General features: G+C 71.3%; 21 protein-coding genes and 1 tRNA gene. 19 read left to right on the top strand and 3 right to left on the bottom strand.

Annotated features, from left to right (window positions below):
- The first annotated feature begins 86 nt into the window (after nucleotides 1-86).
- Together ABD948_RS02510 and ABD948_RS02515 are read left to right on the top strand one after the other, a co-directional pair.
- A complete protein-coding gene (locus ABD948_RS02510) occupies nucleotides 87-1,652 on the top strand; it encodes a DHA2 family efflux MFS transporter permease subunit (protein ID WP_345262472.1) in 1,566 nt (521 codons plus the stop codon).
- 18 nt (nucleotides 1,653-1,670) lie between these two features.
- On the top strand, nucleotides 1,671-2,339 hold the full coding sequence (locus ABD948_RS02515; RefSeq protein ID WP_345262473.1) for a TetR/AcrR family transcriptional regulator: 669 nt from the start codon (nucleotides 1,671-1,673) through the stop codon (nucleotides 2,337-2,339).
- Here the strand turns inward: ABD948_RS02515 and ABD948_RS02520 are convergent.
- Nucleotides 2,329-3,240, bottom strand: coding sequence for a LysR family transcriptional regulator (locus ABD948_RS02520; RefSeq protein WP_345262474.1), 912 nt, complete (start codon nucleotides 3,238-3,240; stop codon nucleotides 2,329-2,331). The two genes, ABD948_RS02515 and ABD948_RS02520, sit on opposite strands and share 11 nt — an antisense overlap.
- A 119-nt stretch (nucleotides 3,241-3,359) precedes the next feature.
- Between ABD948_RS02520 and ABD948_RS02525 the strand changes: the two genes are divergently transcribed.
- The 3 genes from ABD948_RS02525 (at nucleotide 3,360) to ABD948_RS02535 (ending at nucleotide 5,597) form a co-directional block, all read left to right on the top strand.
- Nucleotides 3,360-3,557 (top strand): hypothetical protein, encoded by a 198-nt coding sequence (locus ABD948_RS02525; protein ID WP_345262475.1) that lies wholly within the window; start codon nucleotides 3,360-3,362, stop codon nucleotides 3,555-3,557.
- A 134-nt stretch (nucleotides 3,558-3,691) separates the two neighbouring features.
- Nucleotides 3,692-5,092 carry an APC family permease gene (locus tag ABD948_RS02530; RefSeq protein WP_345262476.1) on the top strand — a complete coding sequence of 467 codons (1,401 nt, stop codon included), beginning with the start codon at nucleotides 3,692-3,694 and terminating at the stop codon, nucleotides 5,090-5,092.
- A 55-nt stretch (nucleotides 5,093-5,147) separates the two neighbouring features.
- Nucleotides 5,148-5,597 carry a universal stress protein gene (locus ABD948_RS02535; protein WP_345262477.1) on the top strand — a complete coding sequence of 150 codons (450 nt, stop codon included), beginning with the start codon at nucleotides 5,148-5,150 and terminating at the stop codon, nucleotides 5,595-5,597.
- A 36-nt stretch (nucleotides 5,598-5,633) separates the two neighbouring features.
- Here the strand turns inward: ABD948_RS02535 and ABD948_RS02540 are convergent, their stop codons facing one another.
- Nucleotides 5,634-6,872 (bottom strand): glucose-1-phosphate adenylyltransferase family protein, encoded by a 1,239-nt coding sequence (locus tag ABD948_RS02540; RefSeq protein WP_345262478.1) that lies wholly within the window; start codon nucleotides 6,870-6,872, stop codon nucleotides 5,634-5,636.
- Between the two features lie 115 nt (nucleotides 6,873-6,987).
- Between ABD948_RS02540 and ABD948_RS02545 the strand changes: the two genes are divergently transcribed.
- The 7 genes from ABD948_RS02545 to ABD948_RS02575 all read left to right on the top strand — a co-directional run bounded on the left by ABD948_RS02545 (nucleotide 6,988) and on the right by ABD948_RS02575 (nucleotide 13,278).
- Nucleotides 6,988-7,060 (top strand) — tRNA-Thr (locus ABD948_RS02545).
- A 354-nt stretch (nucleotides 7,061-7,414) separates the two neighbouring features.
- Nucleotides 7,415-7,966, top strand: a complete 552-nt coding sequence (locus ABD948_RS02550; RefSeq protein WP_345262479.1) for a TRAP transporter small permease — start codon at nucleotides 7,415-7,417, stop codon at nucleotides 7,964-7,966.
- Nucleotides 7,963-9,504 carry a TRAP transporter large permease gene (locus ABD948_RS02555; protein ID WP_345262480.1) on the top strand — a complete coding sequence of 514 codons (1,542 nt, stop codon included), beginning with the start codon at nucleotides 7,963-7,965 and terminating at the stop codon, nucleotides 9,502-9,504. Before ABD948_RS02550 ends, ABD948_RS02555 begins: the two co-directional genes overlap by 4 nt.
- Before the next feature lie 2 nt (nucleotides 9,505-9,506).
- Nucleotides 9,507-9,890, top strand: coding sequence for a nuclear transport factor 2 family protein (locus tag ABD948_RS02560; RefSeq protein WP_345262481.1), 384 nt, complete (start codon nucleotides 9,507-9,509; stop codon nucleotides 9,888-9,890).
- Between the two features lie 90 nt (nucleotides 9,891-9,980).
- Nucleotides 9,981-11,246, top strand: coding sequence for a TRAP transporter substrate-binding protein DctP (dctP, locus tag ABD948_RS02565; protein WP_345262482.1), 1,266 nt, complete (start codon nucleotides 9,981-9,983; stop codon nucleotides 11,244-11,246).
- 110 nt (nucleotides 11,247-11,356) lie between these two features.
- Nucleotides 11,357-11,833, top strand: coding sequence for a nuclear transport factor 2 family protein (locus ABD948_RS02570; protein WP_345262483.1), 477 nt, complete (start codon nucleotides 11,357-11,359; stop codon nucleotides 11,831-11,833).
- A complete protein-coding gene (locus ABD948_RS02575; protein ID WP_345262484.1) occupies nucleotides 11,830-13,278 on the top strand; it encodes an aldehyde dehydrogenase in 1,449 nt (482 codons plus the stop codon). Before ABD948_RS02570 ends, ABD948_RS02575 begins: the two co-directional genes overlap by 4 nt.
- A 70-nt stretch (nucleotides 13,279-13,348) precedes the next feature.
- On the opposite strand, the gene ABD948_RS02580 is transcribed toward ABD948_RS02575, so the two are convergent.
- Nucleotides 13,349-14,428: a zinc-binding dehydrogenase gene (locus ABD948_RS02580; RefSeq protein ID WP_345262485.1), complete on the bottom strand. Its 1,080-nt coding sequence runs from the start codon at nucleotides 14,426-14,428 to the stop codon at nucleotides 13,349-13,351.
- Nucleotides 14,429-14,523: 95 nt separating this feature from the next.
- On the opposite strand from ABD948_RS02580, the gene ABD948_RS02585 reads away from it, so the two are divergent.
- From ABD948_RS02585 to ABD948_RS02615, 7 genes are all read left to right on the top strand, one after another.
- Nucleotides 14,524-15,327, top strand: coding sequence for an enoyl-CoA hydratase/isomerase family protein (locus ABD948_RS02585; RefSeq protein WP_345262486.1), 804 nt, complete (start codon nucleotides 14,524-14,526; stop codon nucleotides 15,325-15,327).
- Complete coding sequence (locus tag ABD948_RS02590) at nucleotides 15,324-17,006, top strand: AMP-binding protein (RefSeq protein ID WP_345262487.1); 1,683 nt, start codon at nucleotides 15,324-15,326, stop codon at nucleotides 17,004-17,006. Before ABD948_RS02585 ends, ABD948_RS02590 begins: the two co-directional genes overlap by 4 nt.
- Nucleotides 17,007-17,888, top strand: coding sequence for an HpcH/HpaI aldolase/citrate lyase family protein (locus tag ABD948_RS02595; protein WP_345262488.1), 882 nt, complete (start codon nucleotides 17,007-17,009; stop codon nucleotides 17,886-17,888).
- Between the two features lies 1 nt (nucleotide 17,889).
- Entirely contained in the window at nucleotides 17,890-18,924 is a 1,035-nt protein-coding gene (locus tag ABD948_RS02600) for an alcohol dehydrogenase catalytic domain-containing protein (protein WP_345262489.1), read from the top strand.
- A complete protein-coding gene (locus tag ABD948_RS02605) occupies nucleotides 18,921-19,661 on the top strand; it encodes an SDR family NAD(P)-dependent oxidoreductase (RefSeq protein WP_345262490.1) in 741 nt (246 codons plus the stop codon). The genes ABD948_RS02600 and ABD948_RS02605 overlap by 4 nt, the downstream gene beginning before the upstream one ends.
- Nucleotides 19,662-19,730: 69 nt before the next feature.
- Nucleotides 19,731-20,738 carry an LLM class flavin-dependent oxidoreductase gene (locus tag ABD948_RS02610; RefSeq protein WP_345262491.1) on the top strand — a complete coding sequence of 336 codons (1,008 nt, stop codon included), beginning with the start codon at nucleotides 19,731-19,733 and terminating at the stop codon, nucleotides 20,736-20,738.
- Between the two features lie 47 nt (nucleotides 20,739-20,785).
- Nucleotides 20,786-21,952: an acyl-CoA dehydrogenase family protein gene (locus tag ABD948_RS02615; protein ID WP_345262492.1), complete on the top strand. Its 1,167-nt coding sequence runs from the start codon at nucleotides 20,786-20,788 to the stop codon at nucleotides 21,950-21,952.
- The last annotated feature ends 1 nt before the right edge of the window (nucleotide 21,953 follow it).

The raw sequence follows: 21,953 nt of genomic DNA on the forward strand, positions 1-21,953 counted from the left end.
GCGACGTGGCGGGTGGGCTGGCCCGTCCCACCTCGGGTCTTGACGGTGTCAACATTGCTCCGGCACCCTATGTTGACATCGTCCACATGGGGGTCCCTGTGCCACGCAAGCCGCTCGTCCTGCTGACCGTCTGCCTGGCGACGCTGACGATCAACCTGAGCACCACGATCGTCAACATCGCGCTGCCCACGCTCGCCGAGGAGCTGGACGCCGGCACCCGGTCCCTGCTGTGGATCGTGGACGGCTACAACCTCTCCTTCGCGGCCCTCGTGCTGGCCATGGGCAGCCTCTCGGACCGGTACGGCCGACGTCCGGCCCTGATCCTCGGCCTGGCGGGCTTCGCCCTCGCCAGCGCGGCCTCGGCGCTGGTCGACAGCAGCGGCGCGCTGATCGCGCTGCGCTTCGCGATGGGGGTCTGCGCCGCCGTCATCTTCCCCACGACTCTCTCGATCATCGCGGCCACCTTCACCGAGCGGCGTGAGCGCGCCTCGGCCCTGGGCCTGTGGGGAGCGGCCACCGGCGTCGGGGTCGCGCTGGGTCCGGTGGGCGGTGGCCTGCTGCTCGAGGACTTCTCGTGGCACTCGGTGTTCTGGGCGCTGGTGCCGATCAGCCTGCTGACGATGGGGCTGGCGATCCGCTTCGTCCCGGAGTCGCGCGACCCCAGCGTCCCGCCGATCGACCGCATCGGCTTCGTGGTCTCGGTCGCCGCGCTCGGCCTCCTGACCTACACCATCATCGAGGCGCCCGAGCACGGCTGGAGCAGCCTCGAGACCCTCCTCGGCTTCGCCGTCGCCGCGGGCCTGGTGCTGGCCTTCGTGCTCGTGGAGCGCGCCGTGACCCACCCGATGATCGACGTCCGGCTCTTCCTGGACCGCCGGTTCAGCGCAGCCTGTGCCGCGGTGACCATCGCGTTCTTCGCCCTGTTCGGCTTCATCTTCCTGATCACCCAGTTCTTCCAGTTCGTGCGCGACTACACGCCGCTGGAGACCGGCGTCCGGTTCCTGCCCGTCGCCCTGTCCATCGCGGTCGCCTCGGTCGTCGGCAGCCAGCTCGCGCCCCGGATCGGTACCCGGCTCGTCGTCACGCCGGGCCTGGTCGCCCTGGGGGCGGCGTTCCTGTGGATCTCGCAGATCACCGCCGACGTCGACTACGCCAGCGTGGTCGTCCCGCAGATGGTGCTGCTCGGCGTGGGGCTCGGCCTGGTCAGCACGCCGGCCACCGAGTCGATCATGCGGGTGCTCCCGCCGGCCCGGGCCGGCGTGGGCTCCGCGGTCAACGACGCCACCCGCGAGCTCGGCGGCACGCTGGGCGTCGCGGTCGTGGGCTCCCTGTTCGCCTCGCAGTACGCCGACCAGCTGCTGTCCGTGATCCGCGGGCGGGTCGACGACGCGATCGCCGAGGAGGCCGCCGACTCCGTCGGCTTCGCGGAGGTCGTGGCCAGCCGGGTCCCGGGCCTGGAGGCGGTCGTCGACGCAGCCTTCCTCGACGGGCTCGCGCTCGGGTGCACGGTGGTGGGCGTGCTCTGCCTGGCGGGCGCGGCGATGGCCGCCGTCTGGCTGCCCGGCAACGACTACGACCCCCAGGGCGGGGGCGGTGCCGCAGGCGAGCAGGCCGGCGGCTGGGGCGTTCCCGAGGCGACGACCCGCTCCTGACCCGCCTACGGTGGAGGCATGACCGGCAGCTCCTACCACCACGGTCGCCTCCGGGAGGCGCTGGTGGAGGAGGCGATCGCGGCGGCGCGGGAGCGCGGGCCGGCGGGTCTGGGCCTGCGCGAGCTGGCGCGTCGCGTCGGGGTCAGTCACAACGCCGCCTACCGGCACTTCGCCGACCGCGAGGACCTGGTCGCCGAGGTCGCCGCCCACGCGATGGAGCAGCTCGTGACCGCGATGCGGGTGCGGCTGGGGGAGGTGGACGAGGTCGCCGAGGCGGAGCCGGTGCTCCGGGCGCGGTTGCGCCTGGCCGCCGTGGGGCGGGCCTACGTGGAGTTCGCGCTGACCGAGCCCGGACTGTTCCGGGTCGCCTTCACCGCCGATCCCGAGGGTGCGGTGGCCGGGGCGATGCTGACCGAGGGGCCCTACCTCCTGCTCTGCCAGGTGCTCGACGAGATGGTCGAGGTGGGCTTCCTCGCGCCGCAGGCGCGCGAGGGCGCCGACGTCACCTGCTGGTCGCTGGTGCACGGCTTCTCGGTGCTCAACCTCGACGGCCCGCTCGCCGGCGCGCCGCCAGCCGCGCGGGCGGCGGCGCTGGAGCAGCTGCTGCTCGCCGTCGACCGCTCCTACGCCGCCAGCACGGGGCGCGGGGACACCCTCCCGAGGCAGGCGCTCCGGCTCAGCCCGTGACCTCCTGCACGTGCCGGGTGGCGACCTCGATGAGCACCTGCGCGGCGGGGGAGAGCGTGGCGCCGGCGCGGTGGACGATCGCCATCACGTCCCACTGGCGCGGGCGCAGCGACACGTAGCCGACGCCGGGCGCGAGCCGTGGCAGCAGCTGCTCGGCGGCGGCGCGGGGGAGCACGGAGTCGGCGTAGCCGCGGGCCACCAGCTCGACGGCGACCTCGAGGTCCTCCACCTCGATGCGGGTGGGTGGGTTGTGACCGGCCTCGTGCAGGAAGCCCCGCAGCACGGTGCGCACCGAGTCGACCGAGCGCCAGCTGGTCTCGGGCATCACCAGCGTGGCCCTGGCCAGCCGCGCGGCGGTGATCGGCTGCCGCAGGTTCTCGTGGTCGGCGGAGACGTAGACCAGCTCGTCGCGCGCCACCGGCGTGACCACCAGCCCCTCGCTCTCCAGGTGCGCGACGGCGACCAGCGCCGCCTCGAGCCGGCCGCGGCGCAGCATCTCCTGGACCTCGACCGAGTTCTGGCCCACCAGCTCGACGCGCACGCCGGGGTAGCGGTCCAGCACCTCGGCCACGATCTCGGCGCCGGCGTAGAGCCGGGCGATGCCGAACATGCCGAACCGCACGGTGCCGCTCTCCAGCGCCACGGCGCCCTGGACGGCGCGACGCGCCTCCTCCGCCGAGGCCAGGGTGCGCTCGGCGTGCGGTCGCAGGGTGTCGGCGAGGGTGGTGGGCACCACCCCCCGCCCCACCCGGCGGAAGAGCGTGGCGCCGAGCGACTTCTCCAGGGCGCGCACCTGCTCGGAGACGCTGGGCTGGGCGTAGCCGAGCTCCTCGGCGGCTCCCGTGATGGAGCCGTGCTCGTAGGTGGCCAGGAAGCAGCGCAGCTGGTGCAGCGAAAGCATAGGTATCCCCTGTGGTTTGTCTCGGAAAGAGAGGCTACCCCTGGTGCTGGCGATCCGTCAGGATGGAGTCACCGAGCGACGCATGACCGTGCGTCCCCCACCGCCCGAGGGAGGCCCCGATGTTCGACCACCACTGCCCCACCTGTGCCGCCCGTGTGCTGGTGTTCCCGAGCCAGGTGAGCGCGATGACGCACACCGAGGACGGCATCGAGCTCTCCTTCACCTGCTGGTGCGGCTCCGAGCAGACCCAGCTGATGAACCCCGCGCGCAGCGAGGCCCGCGGCGGCTCGCGGCGTCGCACCCCCGTCGCCGCCTGAGCGGCACTCGCCTGTCCGTCACCCCCGACTCCCCCCTGGGTCGGGGGTGAGGGTCGTGCCGCGCGGCGTGTTGCCGCGCCCCGGGAGGGGTTACCTGCTCTGGTAGGTCACACACCCAGCCTCGGAGGGCACCCATGACGCAGGCACCTGCAGGCGGCCCGGGCGGTTCAGCGCCCGCGGCCCAGACCGAGGAGCTCGAGCGGGCCATCACCGGCCGCATGCTCTTCTTCTACGTGCTGGGCGACGTGCTCGGCTCCGGCATCTACGCCCTCATCGGCGTGATGGCCTTCGAGGTGGGCGGCGCCTTCTGGATGGCGTTCCTGGTGGGCGTCTCCGTGGCGCTGCTGACCGGGTTCGCCTACGCCGAGCTGATCACCAAGTACCCGCAGGCCGCGGGAGCAGCTCTCTACGTGCACAAGGCCTTCGGCAACCGGCTCTTCACCTTCGTGGTCACCTTCTGCCTGCTGGCCGCGACGATCGCCGCGGCGGGAGCCCTCGCCCAGGTCTTCGCCGGCGACTACTTCAAGGGCGTCTTCGGGCTCGAGTACGGCGACGGCGTCATCGCGCTGATCGCGATCGGCTTCGTCGTCGCCCTCTCGGCGCTCAACTTCCGCGGCATCTCGGAGTCGGTGATCACCAACATGGTGATGACCGTCATCGAGACCACCGGGCTGATCATCATCCTGGTCATCGGCGCGATGGTGCTGGGCTCGGGCGACGCCAACCTCTCCCAGCCCTTCGAGCTCAACGACGGCAACCCGGCGCTGGTGGTGCTGGGCGGCGCGGCCGTCGCGTTCTTCGCCATGACCGGCTTCGAGAACGCCGCCAACGTCGCCGAGGAGGTGCAGAACCCCAGCAAGGTCTACCCCAAGGCGCTGCTGGGCGGCATGACGCTGGCCGGCGTGCTCTACCTCGCCATCGCGTTCATCGCCTCGATGGTCACCCCGATCGAGACCCTGCAGGAGAACGGCGGTGCCGACGGCAACCTGCTCGACGTCGTCAACGCCGGCCCGCTGCCCGTGCCCGCGGTCGTGTTCTCCGCGATCGCGCTGGTGGCGGTCACCAACACGGCACTGGTCACGATGGTCGCCCAGTCGCGGATCATGTACGGCATGGCTCGCCAGGGCGTGGTGCCCCGGCTGTTCGCCCGCACGCACGCCACCCGGCGCACCCCGTGGATCGCCATCGTCTTCACCGCCGCCTGCGTGGTGCTGCTGCTGCTCACCGCCGACGTCAACACCCTGGCCAACGTGACCGTGCTGTTCCTGATCACCGTCTACGGCATGGTCTGCCTCTCCGCCCTCGTGCTGCGCAAGAGCTCGGTGGGCCACGAGCACTACACCGCGCCGACGGCGCTGCTGGTCACCGGCGTCGTGGCCAACGCGGGGCTGCTCGTCTACACCGCCGCCACCGACCCCACTTCCATCACCTACTGCTCGGTGATGCTGGCCATCGGCGTGGCCCTGTACTTCGTCAACAACCTGTTCACGAAGGGCGACCCGCCGCCGATCGACGCCGAGGCCCTCGAGGTCTGAGCCCGGCGCCCACGCGCCGACACCGTCCACCACCCGCCGTCCCGAGGAGATCCCCGTGCACGTCATCGTCGCCACCGACGGCTCCGCCCAGGCCCGCGAGGCCGCCGCCTACCTGCGCTCGCTGGCGAACCCCGCCAGCGTCACGAAGGTGACCGTGGTGGCGGTCGTGAGTCCGCTGGCCGCCGTGCCCTTCGCCGACGACTCGCCGTCGGGGTCGCTGGAGGAGCTCTCGTTCCGCCGGTCGGCCGAGAAGGCGGTGGCCACCCTCGCCGAGCTGCTGGCCGACTGGGGACCGGAGATCACCACGCAGGTGCGCAGCGGCTCGCCCGCCGGGGAGCTGGTCAAGGCGGCCCGGACCCTCGACGCGCAGCTGCTGGTGGTGGCCAACCGCAGCGGCACGCTGGGCTCGCTGCTGCTGGGGTCGGTCTCGCACCGGGTGATGAACGACGCGCCGTGCCCGGTGCTCGTCGTCCGCCCGCAGAAGGGCGCCAAGCGCTCTCGCTGACGTCGGCGGCCGACCGGCCGGCGGTCGGTCAGGCGGTCAGGCGGTGGTGCCCGGCTCCAGCCGTGCGCCGGCCGCGACGACCGCGCCCGCGGCGATGCGTGAGTCGCGACCCACGAGCGTGAGCTGCTCGGCGTCGTCCAGGCTCGCCTGCTCCGACCCCACACGCGCGCCCTCGCCGACCTCGCAGCGGGTGTCGATGATCGACCTCGCCACGTGCGCGCCGCCGTGCACGACGGTGCCGGCCATCACGACGGAGTCCACGACGCTCGCCCCCGCGTGCACCTCGACGCCGGGGCCGAGCGTGCTGCGCACCACGCGCCCGGCCACCCGGCAGCCGGGGCTCACCAGGCTGTCGACGACCTCCGAACCCTGCAGCAGACGAGCGGGGGAGCGTTGCGGCTGGCGGCTGAGGATCGGCCAGCCGGGCACGTCGAGCACGCCGCGGCCCTCGGCCTGCAGCTCCTGGTGGGCGCGCAGGTACAGGTGCGGCTGGCCGACGTCGCGCCAGTAGCCCTCCAGCGGCACCGCGTGCACCCGCCCGCGCTCCAGCAGCCGCGGCACCAGGTGGTCACCGAAGTCGCCGAGCCCCGTGTCGCCCTCCTCGGCGTCGGCGCCGAGCTCGCGGTGCAGCTCCTCCAGGACCTCCCGCAGCACGCGCGGGTCGTAGGCGATCACCTCGGTGGCGATGACGTCGGTGGCCGGCTCGTCGGGCTTGTAGGCGAAGCCCGTCACCCGGCCCCCGCCATTGCCGTCCGCAGTCTCGACGACGGCATGGTCGCGGGCGTCGTCACCGGAGGGCGTGCGGGTGGTCAGCAGGGTCGCCTCGGCGCCCGCCTCCAGGTGCGCCTCCACCAGCTCGGAGACGTCGTAGGAGTAGACGTGGTCGGCGCTCAGCACCACCAGCACGTCGGGGTCGAAGGCGCTGACCTGGTCGCGCAGCCGGAAGAGCTGGTCGGCGTTGCCGCGGGCGAACCCCTCCTCGTCGAGCCCGCCGGTGCCCTCCTCGGGCATCAGCAGCCGCAGGCCGCCGCGGGTGCGGTCCAGGTCCCACGGCCGGCCGTTGGCCACCTGCTCCTCGAGCGTGGCGCCGAGGAACTGCACCGAGAGCCACACGTCGCTGATGCCGCTGTGGGTGAGAATGGAGAGCGGGAAGTCGATGAGCTGGTAGGCGCCGGCGAAGGAGAGGGCCGGCTTGGCGCGCTCGCGGGTGAGCACCTCCATCCGGCCGCCGGCCCCGCCGGCCTGCACGATCGCGAGCACGCGTGGACCTCGCACGGCGGGCCTCCTGGGGTCTGGTGGTGCTCGTACAGGACGCCATTTGGCGCCCTGCTCCTGTGCTCCGTTATCCTCCTCGTCGGTTGTCACACCCGCACGCTGGGGTGAGCCACCCGCCGCCTTAGCTCAGTCGGTAGAGCGTCTCACTCGTAATGAGAAGGTCGTCGGTTCGATTCCGACAGGCGGCTCCGATCACCCCCTCTGACCTGCGGGAACGCGCATTGCGGCTGGTCTCATCGTTCGTGGCGCGTCGCAGATGGCGATTTATTGGCGAGAAACCCGCACGGGTTGGTCTTACCTCGGACACAGGGCCCGTTGCGTTCCAGGCGCGAAGCAGGGTTCAGCTACGGCAACGAATCGTGTTCGGGATCGACCACCGCCACGTCTTCACAGGAGGCATGAGGGGGCGCCGAACTCTTGGCGTTGTCACGCGTTCGATAGAGAAACGCCCATCGGCAATGCGGTGCGTGAGTAGCGCTTGTGCGATGTGACCTGACGCACTACCGTCATTCATGCGTATCAATCGCACGGAAGGTGCAGGCATGAAGTCGTCCCAGTCCGGCCGCTCGGGCAAGGTCCTCGAACGCGTCATCGAGGTGCCTGCGGTCATCGTCGTGTTCGCCATGATGGGTCACGTCACGGCGAATGCGCTCTCGCGCTCACTGCTCGACCATCCCCTGCCGAACACGCTCGAGATCGTGCAGTACTGGTACCTGCCCATCGTGGCGCTCCTGGGATTCGTCGCTGCGCAGGCCCGCGGCCAGCATATTGCCGCGGACCTCATCTACGAGCGGCTGCCCATCGCGGCGCGAGCGTGGGTGCTGGGGTTCCTCCTCCTCGTCTCTGCGGTCGTGTGCGTCGCGGTCACGTGGTTCTCCTGGCCCGAGGCTCTCTCGGCACTCGAGACGCGTAGGACGGCCGGGGTCAGCACGGTCCCGGTCTGGCCGGTCGTGTTCCTCGTCCCGCTCGTCTTTGCGCTGCTGGCGCTGCAGCTGGCGGCCCAGGCCGTGCAGCTGGTCCGTGGGCGCGACGTGGTCGGGGACGACGAGTCAGTGCTCGACGAGATCGCCAACGCCGAGGGAGCGTCCCGATGACCGACCTGCAGAGCCCTGCCGTGGCCGACGGCGCCCAAGGCCCCACCGCCGGCGCGCAGGGGCCCGTTCGGCCCACCGAGTCGCCGGTGGTGCGAAAGCCTGACTCGGCGCGGTCGTGGATCCTGCTCGCCGTCACCGTGCTGGTGGTCGTGGGCAGTGGCGTCGCGATGTTCCTGCCGCTCGTTCCGCAAGCGATCGGAGGGTTCGCCTGCTTGATGATGCTGGCACTGATCTTCATGCGCATGCCCGTCGCCATGGCGATGCTGGTGCCAAGCCTGCTCGGTATGTACGCGCTGCGCGGTTCCCTGCTCGTGGAGAGCCAGCTGGCCACCTTGCCCTACATCCAGGTGGCGAGCTGGACGCTGAGCGTGATCCCCATGTTCATCCTCATGGGCCTGCTCCTCTGGAGGGCCGGATTGACGGAGAGCCTCTACGTGGCCGGCCGGCACTGGCTGGGCTGGATGCCCGGCGGCCTCGCCGTCGGGACGAACGTGGCGGGCGCCGGCCTGGCGTCGGTGAGCGGCTCCTCGGTCGGGACCACGTACGCGCTCGCACGCATCGGCATCCCCGAGATGCTCAAGGCCGGCTACGACAAGCGGCTGGCCATCGGAGCAGTCGTGGTCGCAGGTCTGCCAGGGCAGCTGATCCCGCCCAGCATCATGCTGGTCATCTACGCCGGCATCGCCGAGGTGCCCATCGGCCCCCAGCTTCTCGCGGGCATCGGTCCTGGGATCCTCGTGGCCGTCCTGTTCAGCATCATGATCGTGCTCTTCTCGCTGCGATGGGCACGCACCCAGCCCGAGGCCGCGGCTGCGGCAGCGGCGGCCCCGGTCGGAGCCCGAGAGCGAGTCATGTCGCTCGTCCGGATCTGGCCGATCCCCGTGATCGTGGCTGTCATCGTCGTCGGGACCTTCGCGGGCTTCTTCACAGCGACCGAGGCGGGTGCCGTCGCAGCGGTTGTCTCGCTGTTGGTCACTGTCGTGTGGCGTGCGCGCAGCGGTCCGTGGCGCGCGGTGGCCGAGGCCTCGATGGCGACCGTCAGCAGCGTCGGCGCGATCTTCCTCATGCTGATCGGCGTCGAGGCGCTCTCGCGGATGTTCTCCCTCACCGGGATCAGCACCGGCTTCGCCGACGTCGTGCAGGGCATGGATCTGGGACGGGTGGAGTTCCTGCTGCTGATGACGCTCGTCTACATCGTGCTGGGCACCTTCATGGAGCCGCTGCCGATGTTGATGCTGACGGTCCCGATCCTCCTCCCGACGTTGGCCGCGCTGGACATCTCCCTGCTCTGGTACGGCGTCTTCGCCGTGTTCATGGGCGAGCTCGCCGTGGTGACGCCACCGGTCGGCATCCTGGCCTTCATCATCCACTCGATCACCCGGGAGCCCGAGGTCAACCAGGGGCAGAAGATCACCCTCGGGGACGTGTTCGCCGCCGTGTGGTGGTTCATGCCGATGGCCATCGTGGTCACCCTCGTGCTCATCTTCTTCCCCGAGATCGCGACCGCGATCCCGGACATGGCCGGCGGCGGCAGCTGAGCGTGGTCAACCTCCAGCTGGCCGCAGAGGTGCACCAGCTGCTGGCCGCCTACGGGCACGCCATCGATCGCTGTGACGCGGTGGGGTGGGCGCATCTCTTCCACGAGGACGGCGTCTCGACGGGTCCGGGTCGACCGGACCTGCGAGGTCGTGCCGAGCTGGAGACGTGGGTGCGTGACCACCCGCGGCGCGACCTGCTCCACACCTGCACCAACATCGAGGTCGTGGGGGAGCGGGACGGTGTGATCGACGTCCGCTCCCACTTCGTCATCCACCAGCGTGACGAGACCGGCTACCGGGTGGCCGTCGTGGGCAGCTACGCGGACCAGCTGGTTCGCACCGATGGACGCCTGCGCTTCTGGCGACGGCACGCCACGGCGAGATGACCCGTGAAAGTTCTTGACACGTCAGATCATTATCATGATTATGAGCGAAGTGGCTGTGGTAACGGTCACCTTCCACGGAGGAGCACGAACATGAAGAACACGAGCTTGCGCACCGCCGGCAGCCTGGTGGCGGCGTCGGTGCTGGCCCTCGGTCTCGCCGGTTGCGCCGAGAGCAGCGGCAGCAGCGGGGCGGGCAACGGGGGTGGCGAGAGCGTCCCGGTCGGTGCCGACCAGGAGACCTATGTCGACGCCCTGGCGGACATGGACCCGGTGACCCTGCAGATGCAGAGCACGGCGCCGCAGGGCGCGGCCACCGGCCGCCGCTTCGAGGACTACGCCGCTGCCGTCGAGGAGTGGTCGGGGGGCAAGATCAGCTTCGAGATCGCCTACGCGAACGCCATTGCGCCGGTGCCCGAGGTCGATGACGCCCTCGTCGACGGGCGCCTCGACGTGGGCTCGGTGATCGCGGCACTGGAGCCCTCGAAGTTCCCGGTCAACAACGCCCTGTGGGACCTCTCCTTCATCGGCTCCCAGGAGCCGGTCGAGGGGCTGCTGCAGTGGCACGGCGCCATGATCCAGACCGCGGTCGAGAGCGACGCCGTCCAGCAGGAGTTCGAGGAGAACGGCCTGCACGCCCTGCTCCCGACTTTCGGCAGCGGCTCCTACTTCTGGGACTGCGTCGAGCCGGCCACCACGGAGGACGACTTCGCCGGCCGCACCGTGGCCAGCCAGAGTCGCATCCAGAACCTGCAGGCCGAGGCGCTCGGCATGTCGCCCTCGACCATCTCTTACGCGGAGATGTTCGAGAGCCTCGAGCGCGGCGTCGTCGACTGTGCGGCGTCGTCGATGACGACCTCGTCGCTCGGCGGCTTCATCCCCGCGGCGCCCTACTTCTCCTACGCGCCCGATGAGGGCATGGCTGCCCCGGGTGGCACGTTCGCCATCAGCCTCGCCACGTGGGAGCAGCTCCCGCTGGCTGCCCAGCAGCTCCTGCAGGACCGCATGGATGTGGTGCTCCAGGCCAACTTCGAGGCCACCTGGGAGAACATCGACGCCGGGCTCACCGCCATCGCCGACGCCGATGGCGAGGTCGTCCAGCTCGACCCGGCTGCCCAGGAGGTCATCGCTGGCGTCAACGACGCCGCCCTCGAGGAGGTTCGCGGCGACAACCCCGAGCTGGCAGACGCGCTGGTCGCGGCCGAGGACGCATGGGCGGAGCAGGTCGAGGGGCTGGGCATCGAGGGGGTCGACGTCGACTACACCGGCTACCAGGACTGGTACGCCAACGGGACGCCGGACCTGACGGCCTACTTCGAGCAGCTGCAGGACGTGCTCAGCAGCCAGCGTCCGTCCTGACGCAGCGCACAGCCCGGGCGGGCGGGGAGCCCCCCCGCCCGCCCGCGACACCACTCCCGGGACGGTGAGAAGCAGGTATGAAGAACCCCCTGACCGAGCTCGACCAGCGTGTGCGGCGCATCGAGGTGGAGCGGGCTGCTACGCAGCTGCTCCACGAGTACGCAGCACGGCTCGACGGTGTGGGCGGCGGCTCGGTCGGAGCGCTGTTCACCGAGGACGGAGTGCTCGAGCTGCCGGACGGCGTGCATCAAGGGCGCGCGGGTATCGAGTTCGTCCTGGCGGGTGCGGCGGCGGCAGCCGCGTCGACTCACCACGTCGTCACGAACATCCGCGTCGTGCAGGTGTCGGGGAGCCGGGTCTGGCTCGTCAGCAGCTTCCTGGCCATCCTCCGCAGGGTGGGGGCATCGGGAGTCGCCTGGGGTCACTACCACGACGTGGTGGAGCTCGACGCTGACCGGCCGCTGTTCGTGCGCAAGCGCATCGAGCCGCTCGTCCGGACCGACCTGGTCCGGGGGTGGCCCGCTGACCCCGGCGACCTCCCGGACCGCCATCGACACGACGAAGACGAGGGAAGGATGCACCCATGACAACCCAACAGCTCTGGATGGGCGGGCGCTGGGAGGACTCAGCGGGCGAAAACGTGGGCGAGGTGGTCAACCCCGCAGGACTGGCGACCGTCGCCACCGTGCAGCTGGCGAACCCGGCCGACATGGACCGGGCCGTGGGCCTGGCGCGGGAGAGCTTCGAGCAGGGCGAGTGGCGCGAGACGAGTGCCGCGGCGCGGGCCGCAGTCCTGCGCGACGCGGCCGGACTGATCGAGAAGCGTCTGCCCGAGCTCGCACGGACGCTCACCAGCGAGCTGGGGTGCCCACTGTGGTTCTCCGAGCGCGCCCACGTGCCGAACCCGGTGCGCCACCTGCGCTACTACGCCGACCTCGTCGAGCAGCGCGACTTCGACGAGGTGCGCACCGACGGCACGAACACCAGCATCGTCGTGGAGGAGCCCGTCGGCGTCGTCGGGGCCATCACCCCGTGGAACGGCCCGCTCAGCTCGCCGACCATCAAGGTGGCGCCGGCGCTGGCCGCCGGGTGCTCGGTGGTGGTCAAGCCGGCCACGCAGACCCCGCTCACGGTCATGGCCCTCGGGGAGGCGCTCGCCGAGGCAGGACTGCCTGCGGGCGTGCTCTCGATCCTGCCGGCCGGCCGCGACGCCGGCGAGGCGCTCATCGCCCACCCCGAGGTCGACAAGCTCGCCTTCACCGGCAGCACCCAGGTCGGCAAGCACATCATGCGCACGGCGGCCGACCGGGTCGCGCGGGTGACCCTCGAGCTCGGCGGCAAGTCAGCCGCCATCGTGCTGCCCGGTGCCGACGTCGAGGCGATGGCGGCCGCCCTGATCCCGATGGCGTTCAGCGTCAACGGGCAGCTGTGCATCTCCCAGTCCCGGGTGCTCGTGCCGCGCTCGATGGAGTCCGAGGTCACCGATGCGCTGGCCGCTGCCGTGCAGGCCCTCGTCGTGGGGGACCCGATGGCGCCGGAGACGTTCATCGGGCCGCTCGTGAGTCGTGCCCAGCAGGAGACGGTGAAGGGTTACATCGACGTCGCCCGCACCGAGGGGGCCACGGTGGCCGTCGGCGGCAGTGCGCCCGACGAGCTGGGCGAGGGGTTCTGGGTGCAGCCGACGCTGCTGACCGGCGTCACCAACGCCATGCGCGTGGCCCGCGAGGAGATCTTCGGTCCGGTCATGTCGGTGATCACCTACGACGACCTCGACGACGCCGTGCGCATCGCCAACGACTCGCCCTACGGCCTCTCGGGGTCGGTGTGGGGCGGCGACGTGGCGGAGGGCGTGGCGGTCGCCAGGCGCGTGCGCACCGGCATGGTGAGCGTCAACGGCGCTCCGCAGTCGTGGGGCACGCCGTTCGGTGGCTTCAAGCAGTCCGGGGTGGGTCGCGAGATGGGACCCGAGGGGCTGCTGGGCTACCTCGAGAAGAAGTCGATCGCGGTTCCGACCGGATCGCACCCCGCCTGACGCGGCGCGCACAACAGCACGACCAACGAGCCAGGGGCCCGCCACCGGCGGGGCCCTCGCTCGTTCCGCGTCAGAAGGTGACGACCGTGCGGGCCGCGGTGGAGGAGTCGATGCCCTCGAGCGCGTCGGCCAGGCCGTCGAGGCCGATGGTGCCGCCCAGCAGCGGGTCGAGCTGCAACCTGCCGCGCAGGTGCATCTCGGCGTAGAGCGGGACGTCGACGCGCAGCGACGTGCCACCCAGGCGTGACCCCTGAAGACGCTTCTCCTGCAGCAGGGCCGTAGCCGGGAGGACGACCTCGTCGCCGGGGTGTGGGAGGCCGACCACGGTCGCGGTGCCCCGGACGCCGAGCATGCCGAAGGCCTGCTGCACGGTGGCGGGCCGACCCACCACCTCGATGGCGTGGTCGACCCCGCCGGTCAGGTCGAGGACGGCGGCCTGGGCGTCGTCGCGGGACGCGTCGACCACGTCGGTGGCGCCCAGCTGGCGGGCCACCTCGAGCTTGGACGCCATCGTGTCGATCGCGATGATGCGTGAGGCTCCCGCGAGGAGTGCTCCCTGAACGGCGCTGAGCCCCACGCCGCCGCAGCCGATCACGGCGACGGTGTCGCCGAACCCGACGCCGGCCGTGTGCCGCACCGCACCGAGACCGGTGATGACGGCGCAGCCCAGCAGGGCGGCGGTCTCCCACGGGAGCTCCGGCGGGACGGCGACCAGGCTCGACTCGCGGACCAGCATCTCCTCGGCGAACGCGCCGATGCCCACGAACTGCGTGACCGGTCGGCCGTCGGCCTCGAGACGAGATGGCGCCCCCGCCTCGCGGGTGCGAGCGAGGTTCTGGCAGTGCTGCGCGTGGCCGCGGCTGCACCAGCGGCACAGTCCGCAGGACCCGGCCGGTGCCACGACCACGTGGTCCCCGACGCGCACCGTCGTGACGGCACTGCCGACCTCGACGACCTCGCCGGCCGCCTCGTGGCCCAGCACCACCGGCATCTCGAGGGTCGGGTTGCCGCCCACCTGGCCGAAGCGGTCGGAGTGACAGATGCCCGTCGCCGCGGTCCGGACCCGGACCTCCTGGGGCAGGATGGACGTGAGCTCGACGTCGGCCGGAGCGGGACGCCCGCCGAACTCCTGCAGCAGTGCTGCGCGCATGTGGACCTCCAGGTGGTGTTGCCGGTCACTCGATCGTAACGTAGATTGATGATCATCAACACCATAGATTGAAGTGAAGGGCAGGTGAGGGTGCGGTGGCGGCAATCGAGGTAGAGACGCGCGGGGGCATCGTGACGGTCACGATCAACCGACCCGAGCGGCGCAACGCCTACGACCTGGAGATGGCGCGGTCGATGATCGACGCCGTCGAAGGGGCGGTGGACGCCGAGGTCGTGGTCATCCGCGGTGCCGGTGGCGCGTTCTGCGCCGGCGGCGCCCTCGACCAGCTCGGCGAGCCGGACCCGCGCGAGCTGCGGGCGCTCTTCACCACCTCGCTCAAGCTCCTCGACGCCATCCGGGCCTGCCCCCGGCCGGTCATTGCCGCCGTCGACGGCGCAGCGGCCGGTGGCGGCAACGAGCTCGTCGTGGCCTGCGACTTCGCGATCGCCACGGAGCGCTCCACCTTCGGCCAGACCGGCCCGAAGGTTGGGTCGGCTCCTGTGCTGGGCGCCACCCAGCTGATGAGCCTGCAGATTGGCGAGAAGCGCGCACGCGAGATGGCGATGCTCTGCCGTCGCTACACCGCTGAGCAGGCGCTGGCCATGGGCCTGGTCAACGAGGTGGTCGCCGACGCCGCGGCGCTCGACGACGCCGTCGCACGCTGGGCCGACGAGGTGCACGCACTCTCGCCGCGCTACCTCGAGATCGTCAAGGTCAGCTCGAACCAGTGGTGGCACCAGTCACGGGACAACATGACCTCGGGGCTGGGCATGCTCATCCAGGCGATCGGCAGCGAGGACATGGTGGAGGGCGCCACCGCGTTCCTCGAGAAGCGACGGCCCGACTTCCGCGGCGCGCGCGCCGCGGCAGCGGACCCCCAGGAAGGACCCGACCAGTGACGTTCCGCTACTACCGCGACCTGCGGCCGACCTTCACCGACCGCACCCAGTGGGCGCTCCCCGCCGTGCTGCGCCACCAGGCGGCGGTCCGACCCCACGCCGTCTGGCTCGACTGCCCGGAGGAGCGCCGCACCTGGACCTATGCCGAGACCCTCCGTGCGGCCGAGCGGGTGGGTCGCAGCATGCTCGCCGCAGGCGCCGAACAGGGCGACCGCGTCGTCCTCGTGGCGCAGAACTCCTCGCAGTTCGTGCGCACCTGGGTCGGCACCGCGGTGGCGGGCCTGGTCGAGGTGCCGGTCAATACCGCCTACGAGCACGACTTCCTGGCCCACCAGGTCGGCACGGTGGAGGCCAGCCTCGCCGTGGTCGACGACGTCTACGCCGCCCGCTTCGTGGCTGTCGCCGAGGCCGCCAAGACGATCCGCAAGTTCTGGGTCATCGACACCGGTCACCGCGAGGAGGCGCTGCAGACCCTGCGAGCGGCCGGTTGGGACGCCGCGCCGTGGGAGGAGCTCGACGAGGACGCAACGCTCCCTGAGGTGACCGAGGGCCTGCTCCCGCTCCCCGAAGTCCGACCGCAGGACCTCGCCTCGGTGCTCTTCACCTCCGGCACGACCGGGCCCAGCAAGGGCGTGGCGATGCCCCACGCCCAGATGTACTTCTTCGCCGACGAGTGCGTCTCGCTCGTGCGGCTCACCGCCGACGACTGCTGGATGTCGGTCACGCCGCTGTTCCACGGCAACGCCCAGTTCATGGCCGCCTACCCGACGATGGTGGCGGGCGCGCGCTTCGTCACGCGCAGCAGGTTCTCGGCCAGCAGGTGGATCGACCAGGTGCGCGAGAGCCGGGTCAGCGTCACGAACTTCATCGGCGTGATGATGGACTTCATCCACAAGCAGGACCCGCGCGCCGACGACGCCGACAACCCGCTGCGCTGCGTGTTCGCGGCCCCGACCGCCTCGACGATCCTCGCGCCGATGCGCGAGAGGTTCGGCATCGAGGCGTTCGTCGAGGTCTTCGGGCTCACCGAGACGTCGGCGCCGATCATCTCCCCGTACGGCGAAGACCGCCCCGCGGGCGCGGCCGGCCTGGCGGCCGACGAGTGGTTCGACGTCGCGCTCGTGGACCCCGAGACCGACGAGGAGGTGCCGGTCGGGGAGATCGGCGAGCTGGTCATCCGGCCGAAGGTGCCCTTCATCTCCTCGATGGGCTACTTCGCGATGCCGGACAAGACCGTCGAGGCGTGGCGCAACCTGTGGTTCCACACCGGTGACGCGCTCCGGCGCGACGAGGAGGGCTGGTTCTACTTCGTCGACCGCTTCAAGGACGCCCTGCGTCGTCGCGGTGAGAACATCAGCTCCTACGAGCTCGAGACCTCCGTGCTGGCCCACCCCGCCGTCGTCGAGTGCGCGGTGATCGCGGTGCCCGCCGACACCGAGGCCGGTGAGGACGAGGTGATGGTCTACGTGGTCCTGAGCGAGGACGGGCTGCCGCCGACGCCCGAGGAGCTCTACGCCCACTGCGAGTCCCGCATCCCGTCGTTCGCCGTACCGCGCTACCTGCGCATCGTCGCGGAGATGCCGAAGACCCCGTCGCAGCGTGTGCAGAAGGCCAAGCTCCGGGCGCTGGGCGTCACTTCCGACACCCACGACCGGCTCGCCCTGACCCGGGAGGCATGAGTGCGCCCCTACCGCACCGTCCTGTTCGTCCCCGCCCACAAGCCCGCGTGGGCCGAGAAGGCCCTTGCCTCGGGTGCCGACTGCGTCGTCCTCGACCTCGAGGACTCCGTGCCGCACGACCTCAAGGCGCAGGCCCGCCACACGGTGCGCGAGACGCTGCCGCGGCTGCGCGCCGCGAGGCCGGACGTGGGGCTGTTCGTGCGTCCGAACGCGCTGGCCACCCGGCTGTCCGGCGCAGACCTGGAGGAGGTCGTCTGCCCCGAGCTGGACGGGCTCTTCACGCCGAAGATCAGGGATCGCGTCGACGTCCTGCGCTGGGAGACGCTCATCGACTGGTTCGAGGCGCGCAACGGCGCCAGCCGGCTGGAGATGATCGTCCCCGTCGAGATGGTCGACGCGATCACCAACTGCGACGAGATCGCCGCGGCGTCGCCGCGGGTCGGTTCCATGATCGGGCCGACGTCGGCGCACGCCGACATCGCCCGTGCGGTCGGCTACCGGCAGTCGCCGGAGGGATCGGAGACCCTCTACCTGCGCAGTCGCATCCTGCTCGCCTGCCGCCAGAACGGGCTGCACCCGCTGACCGGGCTCTGGGAGGACCTTGCGGACCTCGATGGCCTGCGCAGCTTCGCCGACTACGGACTGCAGCTGGGGTTCCGCGGCCAGATCGTGATCCATCCCAGTCACGTGCCGGTGGTGCACGAGGTCTTCACGCCGTCCGACGAGGAGGTGGCCTACCACCAGGAGCTGGTGGAGACGATGGAGCGCGCGGTGGCCGAGGGTCAGGGGGCCGTGCGCTTCCGCGGCCAGCACATAGACCTCGCCCACGCCGACAAGGCCCGCGACTGGCTCGAGCACGCCCGGCTGGTCCGGAGGGACTGACGTGCTGGCGCTGCAGCTGACGTCGGACGGCATGCGCCTGGCGGAGGTCCCCGAGCCCGAGCCGGGACCAGGGGAGGTGCTGGTCGAGGTGACGGCCGCCGGCCTGTGCCACTCCGACCTCACGGTCGCTGCGCGCCGGCCCGACGAGCTCGGGTTCGCCCTGCCCGTCGTGCTGGGCCACGAGCTGGCCGGCACGGTCGCCCAGGTCGGTGCGGGAGTCGACGGCTGGCAGGCGGGCAACGCCGTCGCCGGGTACGGCCCGCGCGGCTGCGGCACGTGCACCGGCTGCGTGGGTGGCCGGGTCAACTACTGCCGCGTCGGCTCCGACCGGAGGCCGCCGGGACTCGGCGCCGACGGTGCCCTGGCGCAGTACGTGGTCGTCGAGGCGGGCTCCCTGGTCGCTGCCGACGGCGTTCCCGCCCTGCAGGCCGCGGCCCTCACCGATGCCGGCCTGACCGCCCACCACGCGATCGCGCGCACCGGCGTCGGCGAGGGCGCGGTCGTCGTGGTCATCGGCGTCGGCGGTCTGGGGCACGCCGCCGTGCAGCTGCTGCGCGAGCGCGGCTGCCGGATCGTGGCACTCGACGTCGAGCAGGCGAAGCTCGACCTCGCCCTGTGGCTGGGGGCCGAGGCGGCGCTGACTTCCGTGCGGGGGGTCGAGGCCGACATCGCCGACCTCACCCACGGTGAGGGGGTCGACGCGGTCCTCGACTTCGTCGCGAGCGACGCGACGCTCGGCTTGGCCGCCGGCGTGCTCGGCCGTGACGGCGTGTTGTCCATCGTGGGCGTCGGCGCGGGCCGGCTGCCGGTGGGCATGCACGCCGTGGCGCTGGGCACCCGCGTGGACACGCCGTTCTGGGGCACGCGGGAGGAGCTCGTCGAGGTGCTCGACCTGTGCAGGTCCGGCCGGCTCACCCTGGAGGTCGAGTCCGTGGGCCTCGAGGACGTCGAGGCGGCCTACGCACGGTTGGCTGCAGGGCAGGTGCTCGGCCGCGTGGCCGCTGTGCCGCGAGCCGGGACGGCGGAGCGCCGGTGACGGCGCGCGTGGCGCTGGTGACCGGAGCTGCCAGCGGCATCGGGGCTGCCTGCGCCGCGCGGCTGGCGGCCTCCCACGAGGTGGTCGTGCTGGCGGACCTCGACGCTGCCCGTCTGCCCCAGGTAGCCGAGGCGGTGCGAGCGGCCGGCGCCGAGGCGGTGGAGGCCCCGCTCGACGTCTGTGACGAGGAGCAGGTGCAGGGCGTGCACGCCGTGGCCGCCTCCCGCGGCCGCCTGGTCAGTGCCGTGAACAGTGCCGGTGTCGGTGGCCCCGCGGTTCCCGTGGTGGAGTACTCGCTCGACGCCTGGCGCCGCGTGCTCGACGTCGACCTCACCGGGGTCTTCCTGTGCCTGCGCGAGCAGGCGCGGGCGATGATCGAGGCGGGAGGCGGGGGCAGCATCGTGGCGATCTCCTCGGTGCTGGCTCACCGGGGCGAGGCACTGGCGCCGGCCTACGCGGCGGCCAAGCATGGGCTCGAGGGCTTGGTGCGCAGCGCCGCCCTCGGGCATGCCGCCCAGGGGGTGCGGGTCAACTCGGTCGCGCCCGGCTTCATCGACACTGCGCTGCTGCGCGAGCGCCGCACGCCCGAGGAGCGCGAGCGGCTGGCGCACCGTGCGGCGCAGGACCGGCTGGGTGGGGTGGACGAGGTGGCGGCCGTGGTGGAGTTCTTGTGCTCCGCTGCCAGCGAATTCGTCACCGGCTCCTGCTACCGCGTGGACGGCGGCCTGCTGGCCTGATTGCTCTTGCCCTCGCGACCCCGTGCCGCTAATCTATGATTATCAATACTAGCAACTGGGAGAAGTGACGTGCTGCAGTTCGGTCTGGCGATCATGAACGACTTCCCGGCCGAGGTCGTGCCGGCCGAGCGGATCGCCCCCATGCGCGAGCAGGTGCGAGCGGCCTCCGACGCCGGGATCTCCTCGGTCTGGGTGCTGCAGCACTACCTGGGAGGCATGCCCACCCTGCAGCCCCTTCCCACGCTGGCGGCGCTCGCAGCCGATGCGAGTGAGATGACGCTGGGCACCAACATGTTCATCCTCCCGCTGCGTCACCCCGTCGAGGTCGCCGAGGAGTTCGCCACGCTCGACCACATCACCGGCGGCCGGGCGGTCGCCGGGTTCGGAATGGGCTACCGCGAGAACGAGTTCGAGTCCTTCGGTGTGGCGATGGGCGACCGCGTGGGTCGGTTCGAGGAGAGCATCGCGGTGATCCGCGGCCTCTGGTCCGGGGAGTCGGTCACCCACGACGGTGAGCACTTCCGCGTCAAGGACCAGCACATCAGCCTGCGCCCGGTGCAGCCCGGCGGCCCTCCCATCTGGATCGGCGCGGGACCCCACAAGACCGGTGCCCAACGGGCGGCTCGTCTGGGGGACGCCTGGATCGTCCCGCCCCACGTCACCCCCGAGCGACTGGCCGTCGTCCTGGGGCACTACCGCGCCGAGCGCGAGCGGTTGGGCAGGGCCAGCAGTGACCTGGTGGTGCGGCGAGAGCTGGTGCTCGACCACGATCCCGAGCGCGCCCGCGCGGTAGGGCTGCAGGCCCGTGGAGAGCTCACCAGCCAGTACGCGCAGTACAACGCGCCCCAGCAGGGGGAGGCCTACCAGCACCTCCAGACGGCGGAGAAGGCCGCGGAGGTCGCCGACGCGTCCTACCTGTTCACGGATCCGCCGACGGCGGTCGCGGCGCTCAAGGACCTCGAGGCCCAGGGCCTCACCCACGTGATCCTGCGCGCCCAGTGGTACGGCCTGCCCCAGGAGCAGGTGCTCGCCACGTTGGAGCTCTTCAAGAACGAGGTGCTGCCGGCCTTCCGCTGAGCACTCCGCGGACCGCAGGCGCCCGACACATCGAGAGACGAGGACCGATGGACTTCACCCCCGACCAGACCCATGACGACATCCGGCACGCCGTGCGCACGCTGTGCAAGGCGTACCCCGACGAGTACTGGGCCGAGCGCGACGACGCGCACGAGTTCCCCTGGGACTTCTACCGCTCGGTGGCCGACGGTGGATGGCTGGGCCTGACGATCCCGGAGGAGTACGGCGGGGGCGGTCTCGGCGTCACCGAGGCCGCCATCGTCGAGCGCGAGATCGCCGCGTCCGGCGCCGGCATGGGCGGGTGCTCGGCGGTGCATATCGGCATCTTCGGATTCGAGTCGATCATCGAGCACGCGAGCGAGGAGCTGAAGCAGCGGTTCCTGCCGCGTGTGCCCGCGGGCGACCTGCAGATCTGCTTCGCCGTGACCGAGCCGGACGCCGGTACCGACACCACGAACATCTCGACCTTCGCCACGAAGGTCGAGGGCGGGTGGTCGATCTCCGGCAAGAAGGTCTGGATCTCGAACGCCAAGCAGGCCGAGCGGATGATCCTGCTAGCCCGCACCACCCCCAAGAACGAGTGCGGGCGTCGCACCGACGGGCTCACGGTCTTCTTCGCCCCGGTCGACCGCGACCGCATCACGATCCGGTCGATCCCCAAGATGGGCCGCAACTCGGTCGACAGCAACGAGCTGTTCATCGACGATCTCTTCGTCCCCGACGAGGACGTCGTGGGTGAGGTGGGGCAGGGATTCAAGGTCATCCTCACGGGACTGAACGCCGAGCGCGTCGTGGCGGCCAACGCCATGCTGGGCATCGGCGAGGCCGCCCTGCGCCGCGGCACCGAGTACGCCCGCGAGCGCGTGGTCTTCGGCCGGCCGATCGGCCAGAACCAGGGCCTGGCCTTCCAGCTGGCCGAGGCCAAGATCCGGCTCGAGGCTGCCGATGCAGTGCTGCAGAAGGCCACGTGGATGGTCGACAAGGGTCTTCCGTGCGGGGCCGAGGCCAACTACGCCAAGTGGCTGTGCGCCGAGGCGGGCTACCAGGCGGCCGACGTCGCCCTGCAGGTGCACGGCGGCATGGGCTACAGCAAGGAGTTCCACGTGGAGCGCTACTTCCGCGAGGCGCGGTTGATGCGGATCGCACCGATCAGCCAGGAGATGGTGCTGAACTACGTCGCCGAGCACGTGCTCGGCCTGCCGAGGAGCTACTGAG

This window comes from Nocardioides nanhaiensis, assembly GCF_039542785.1.
Taxonomy (GTDB): domain Bacteria; phylum Actinomycetota; class Actinomycetes; order Propionibacteriales; family Nocardioidaceae; genus Nocardioides; species Nocardioides nanhaiensis.

Bases quoted from the DNA above. Each gene is read 5' to 3' on its own strand.
- ABD948_RS02510 (WP_345262472.1), top strand. From the start codon at position 87: ATGGGGGTCCCTGTGCCACGCAAGCCGCTCGTCCTGCTGACCGTCTGC.
- ABD948_RS02515 (WP_345262473.1), top strand. From the start codon at position 1,671: ATGACCGGCAGCTCCTACCACCACGGTCGCCTCCGGGAGGCGCTGGTG.
- ABD948_RS02520 (WP_345262474.1), bottom strand. From the start codon at position 3,240: ATGCTTTCGCTGCACCAGCTGCGCTGCTTCCTGGCCACCTACGAGCAC.
- ABD948_RS02525 (WP_345262475.1), top strand. From the start codon at position 3,360: ATGTTCGACCACCACTGCCCCACCTGTGCCGCCCGTGTGCTGGTGTTC.
- ABD948_RS02530 (WP_345262476.1), top strand. From the start codon at position 3,692: ATGACGCAGGCACCTGCAGGCGGCCCGGGCGGTTCAGCGCCCGCGGCC.
- ABD948_RS02550 (WP_345262479.1), top strand. From the start codon at position 7,415: ATGAAGTCGTCCCAGTCCGGCCGCTCGGGCAAGGTCCTCGAACGCGTC.
- ABD948_RS02555 (WP_345262480.1), top strand. From the start codon at position 7,963: ATGACCGACCTGCAGAGCCCTGCCGTGGCCGACGGCGCCCAAGGCCCC.
- dctP (WP_345262482.1), top strand. From the start codon at position 9,981: ATGAAGAACACGAGCTTGCGCACCGCCGGCAGCCTGGTGGCGGCGTCG.
- ABD948_RS02575 (WP_345262484.1), top strand. From the start codon at position 11,830: ATGACAACCCAACAGCTCTGGATGGGCGGGCGCTGGGAGGACTCAGCG.
- ABD948_RS02580 (WP_345262485.1), bottom strand. From the start codon at position 14,428: ATGCGCGCAGCACTGCTGCAGGAGTTCGGCGGGCGTCCCGCTCCGGCC.
- ABD948_RS02615 (WP_345262492.1), top strand. From the start codon at position 20,786: ATGGACTTCACCCCCGACCAGACCCATGACGACATCCGGCACGCCGTG.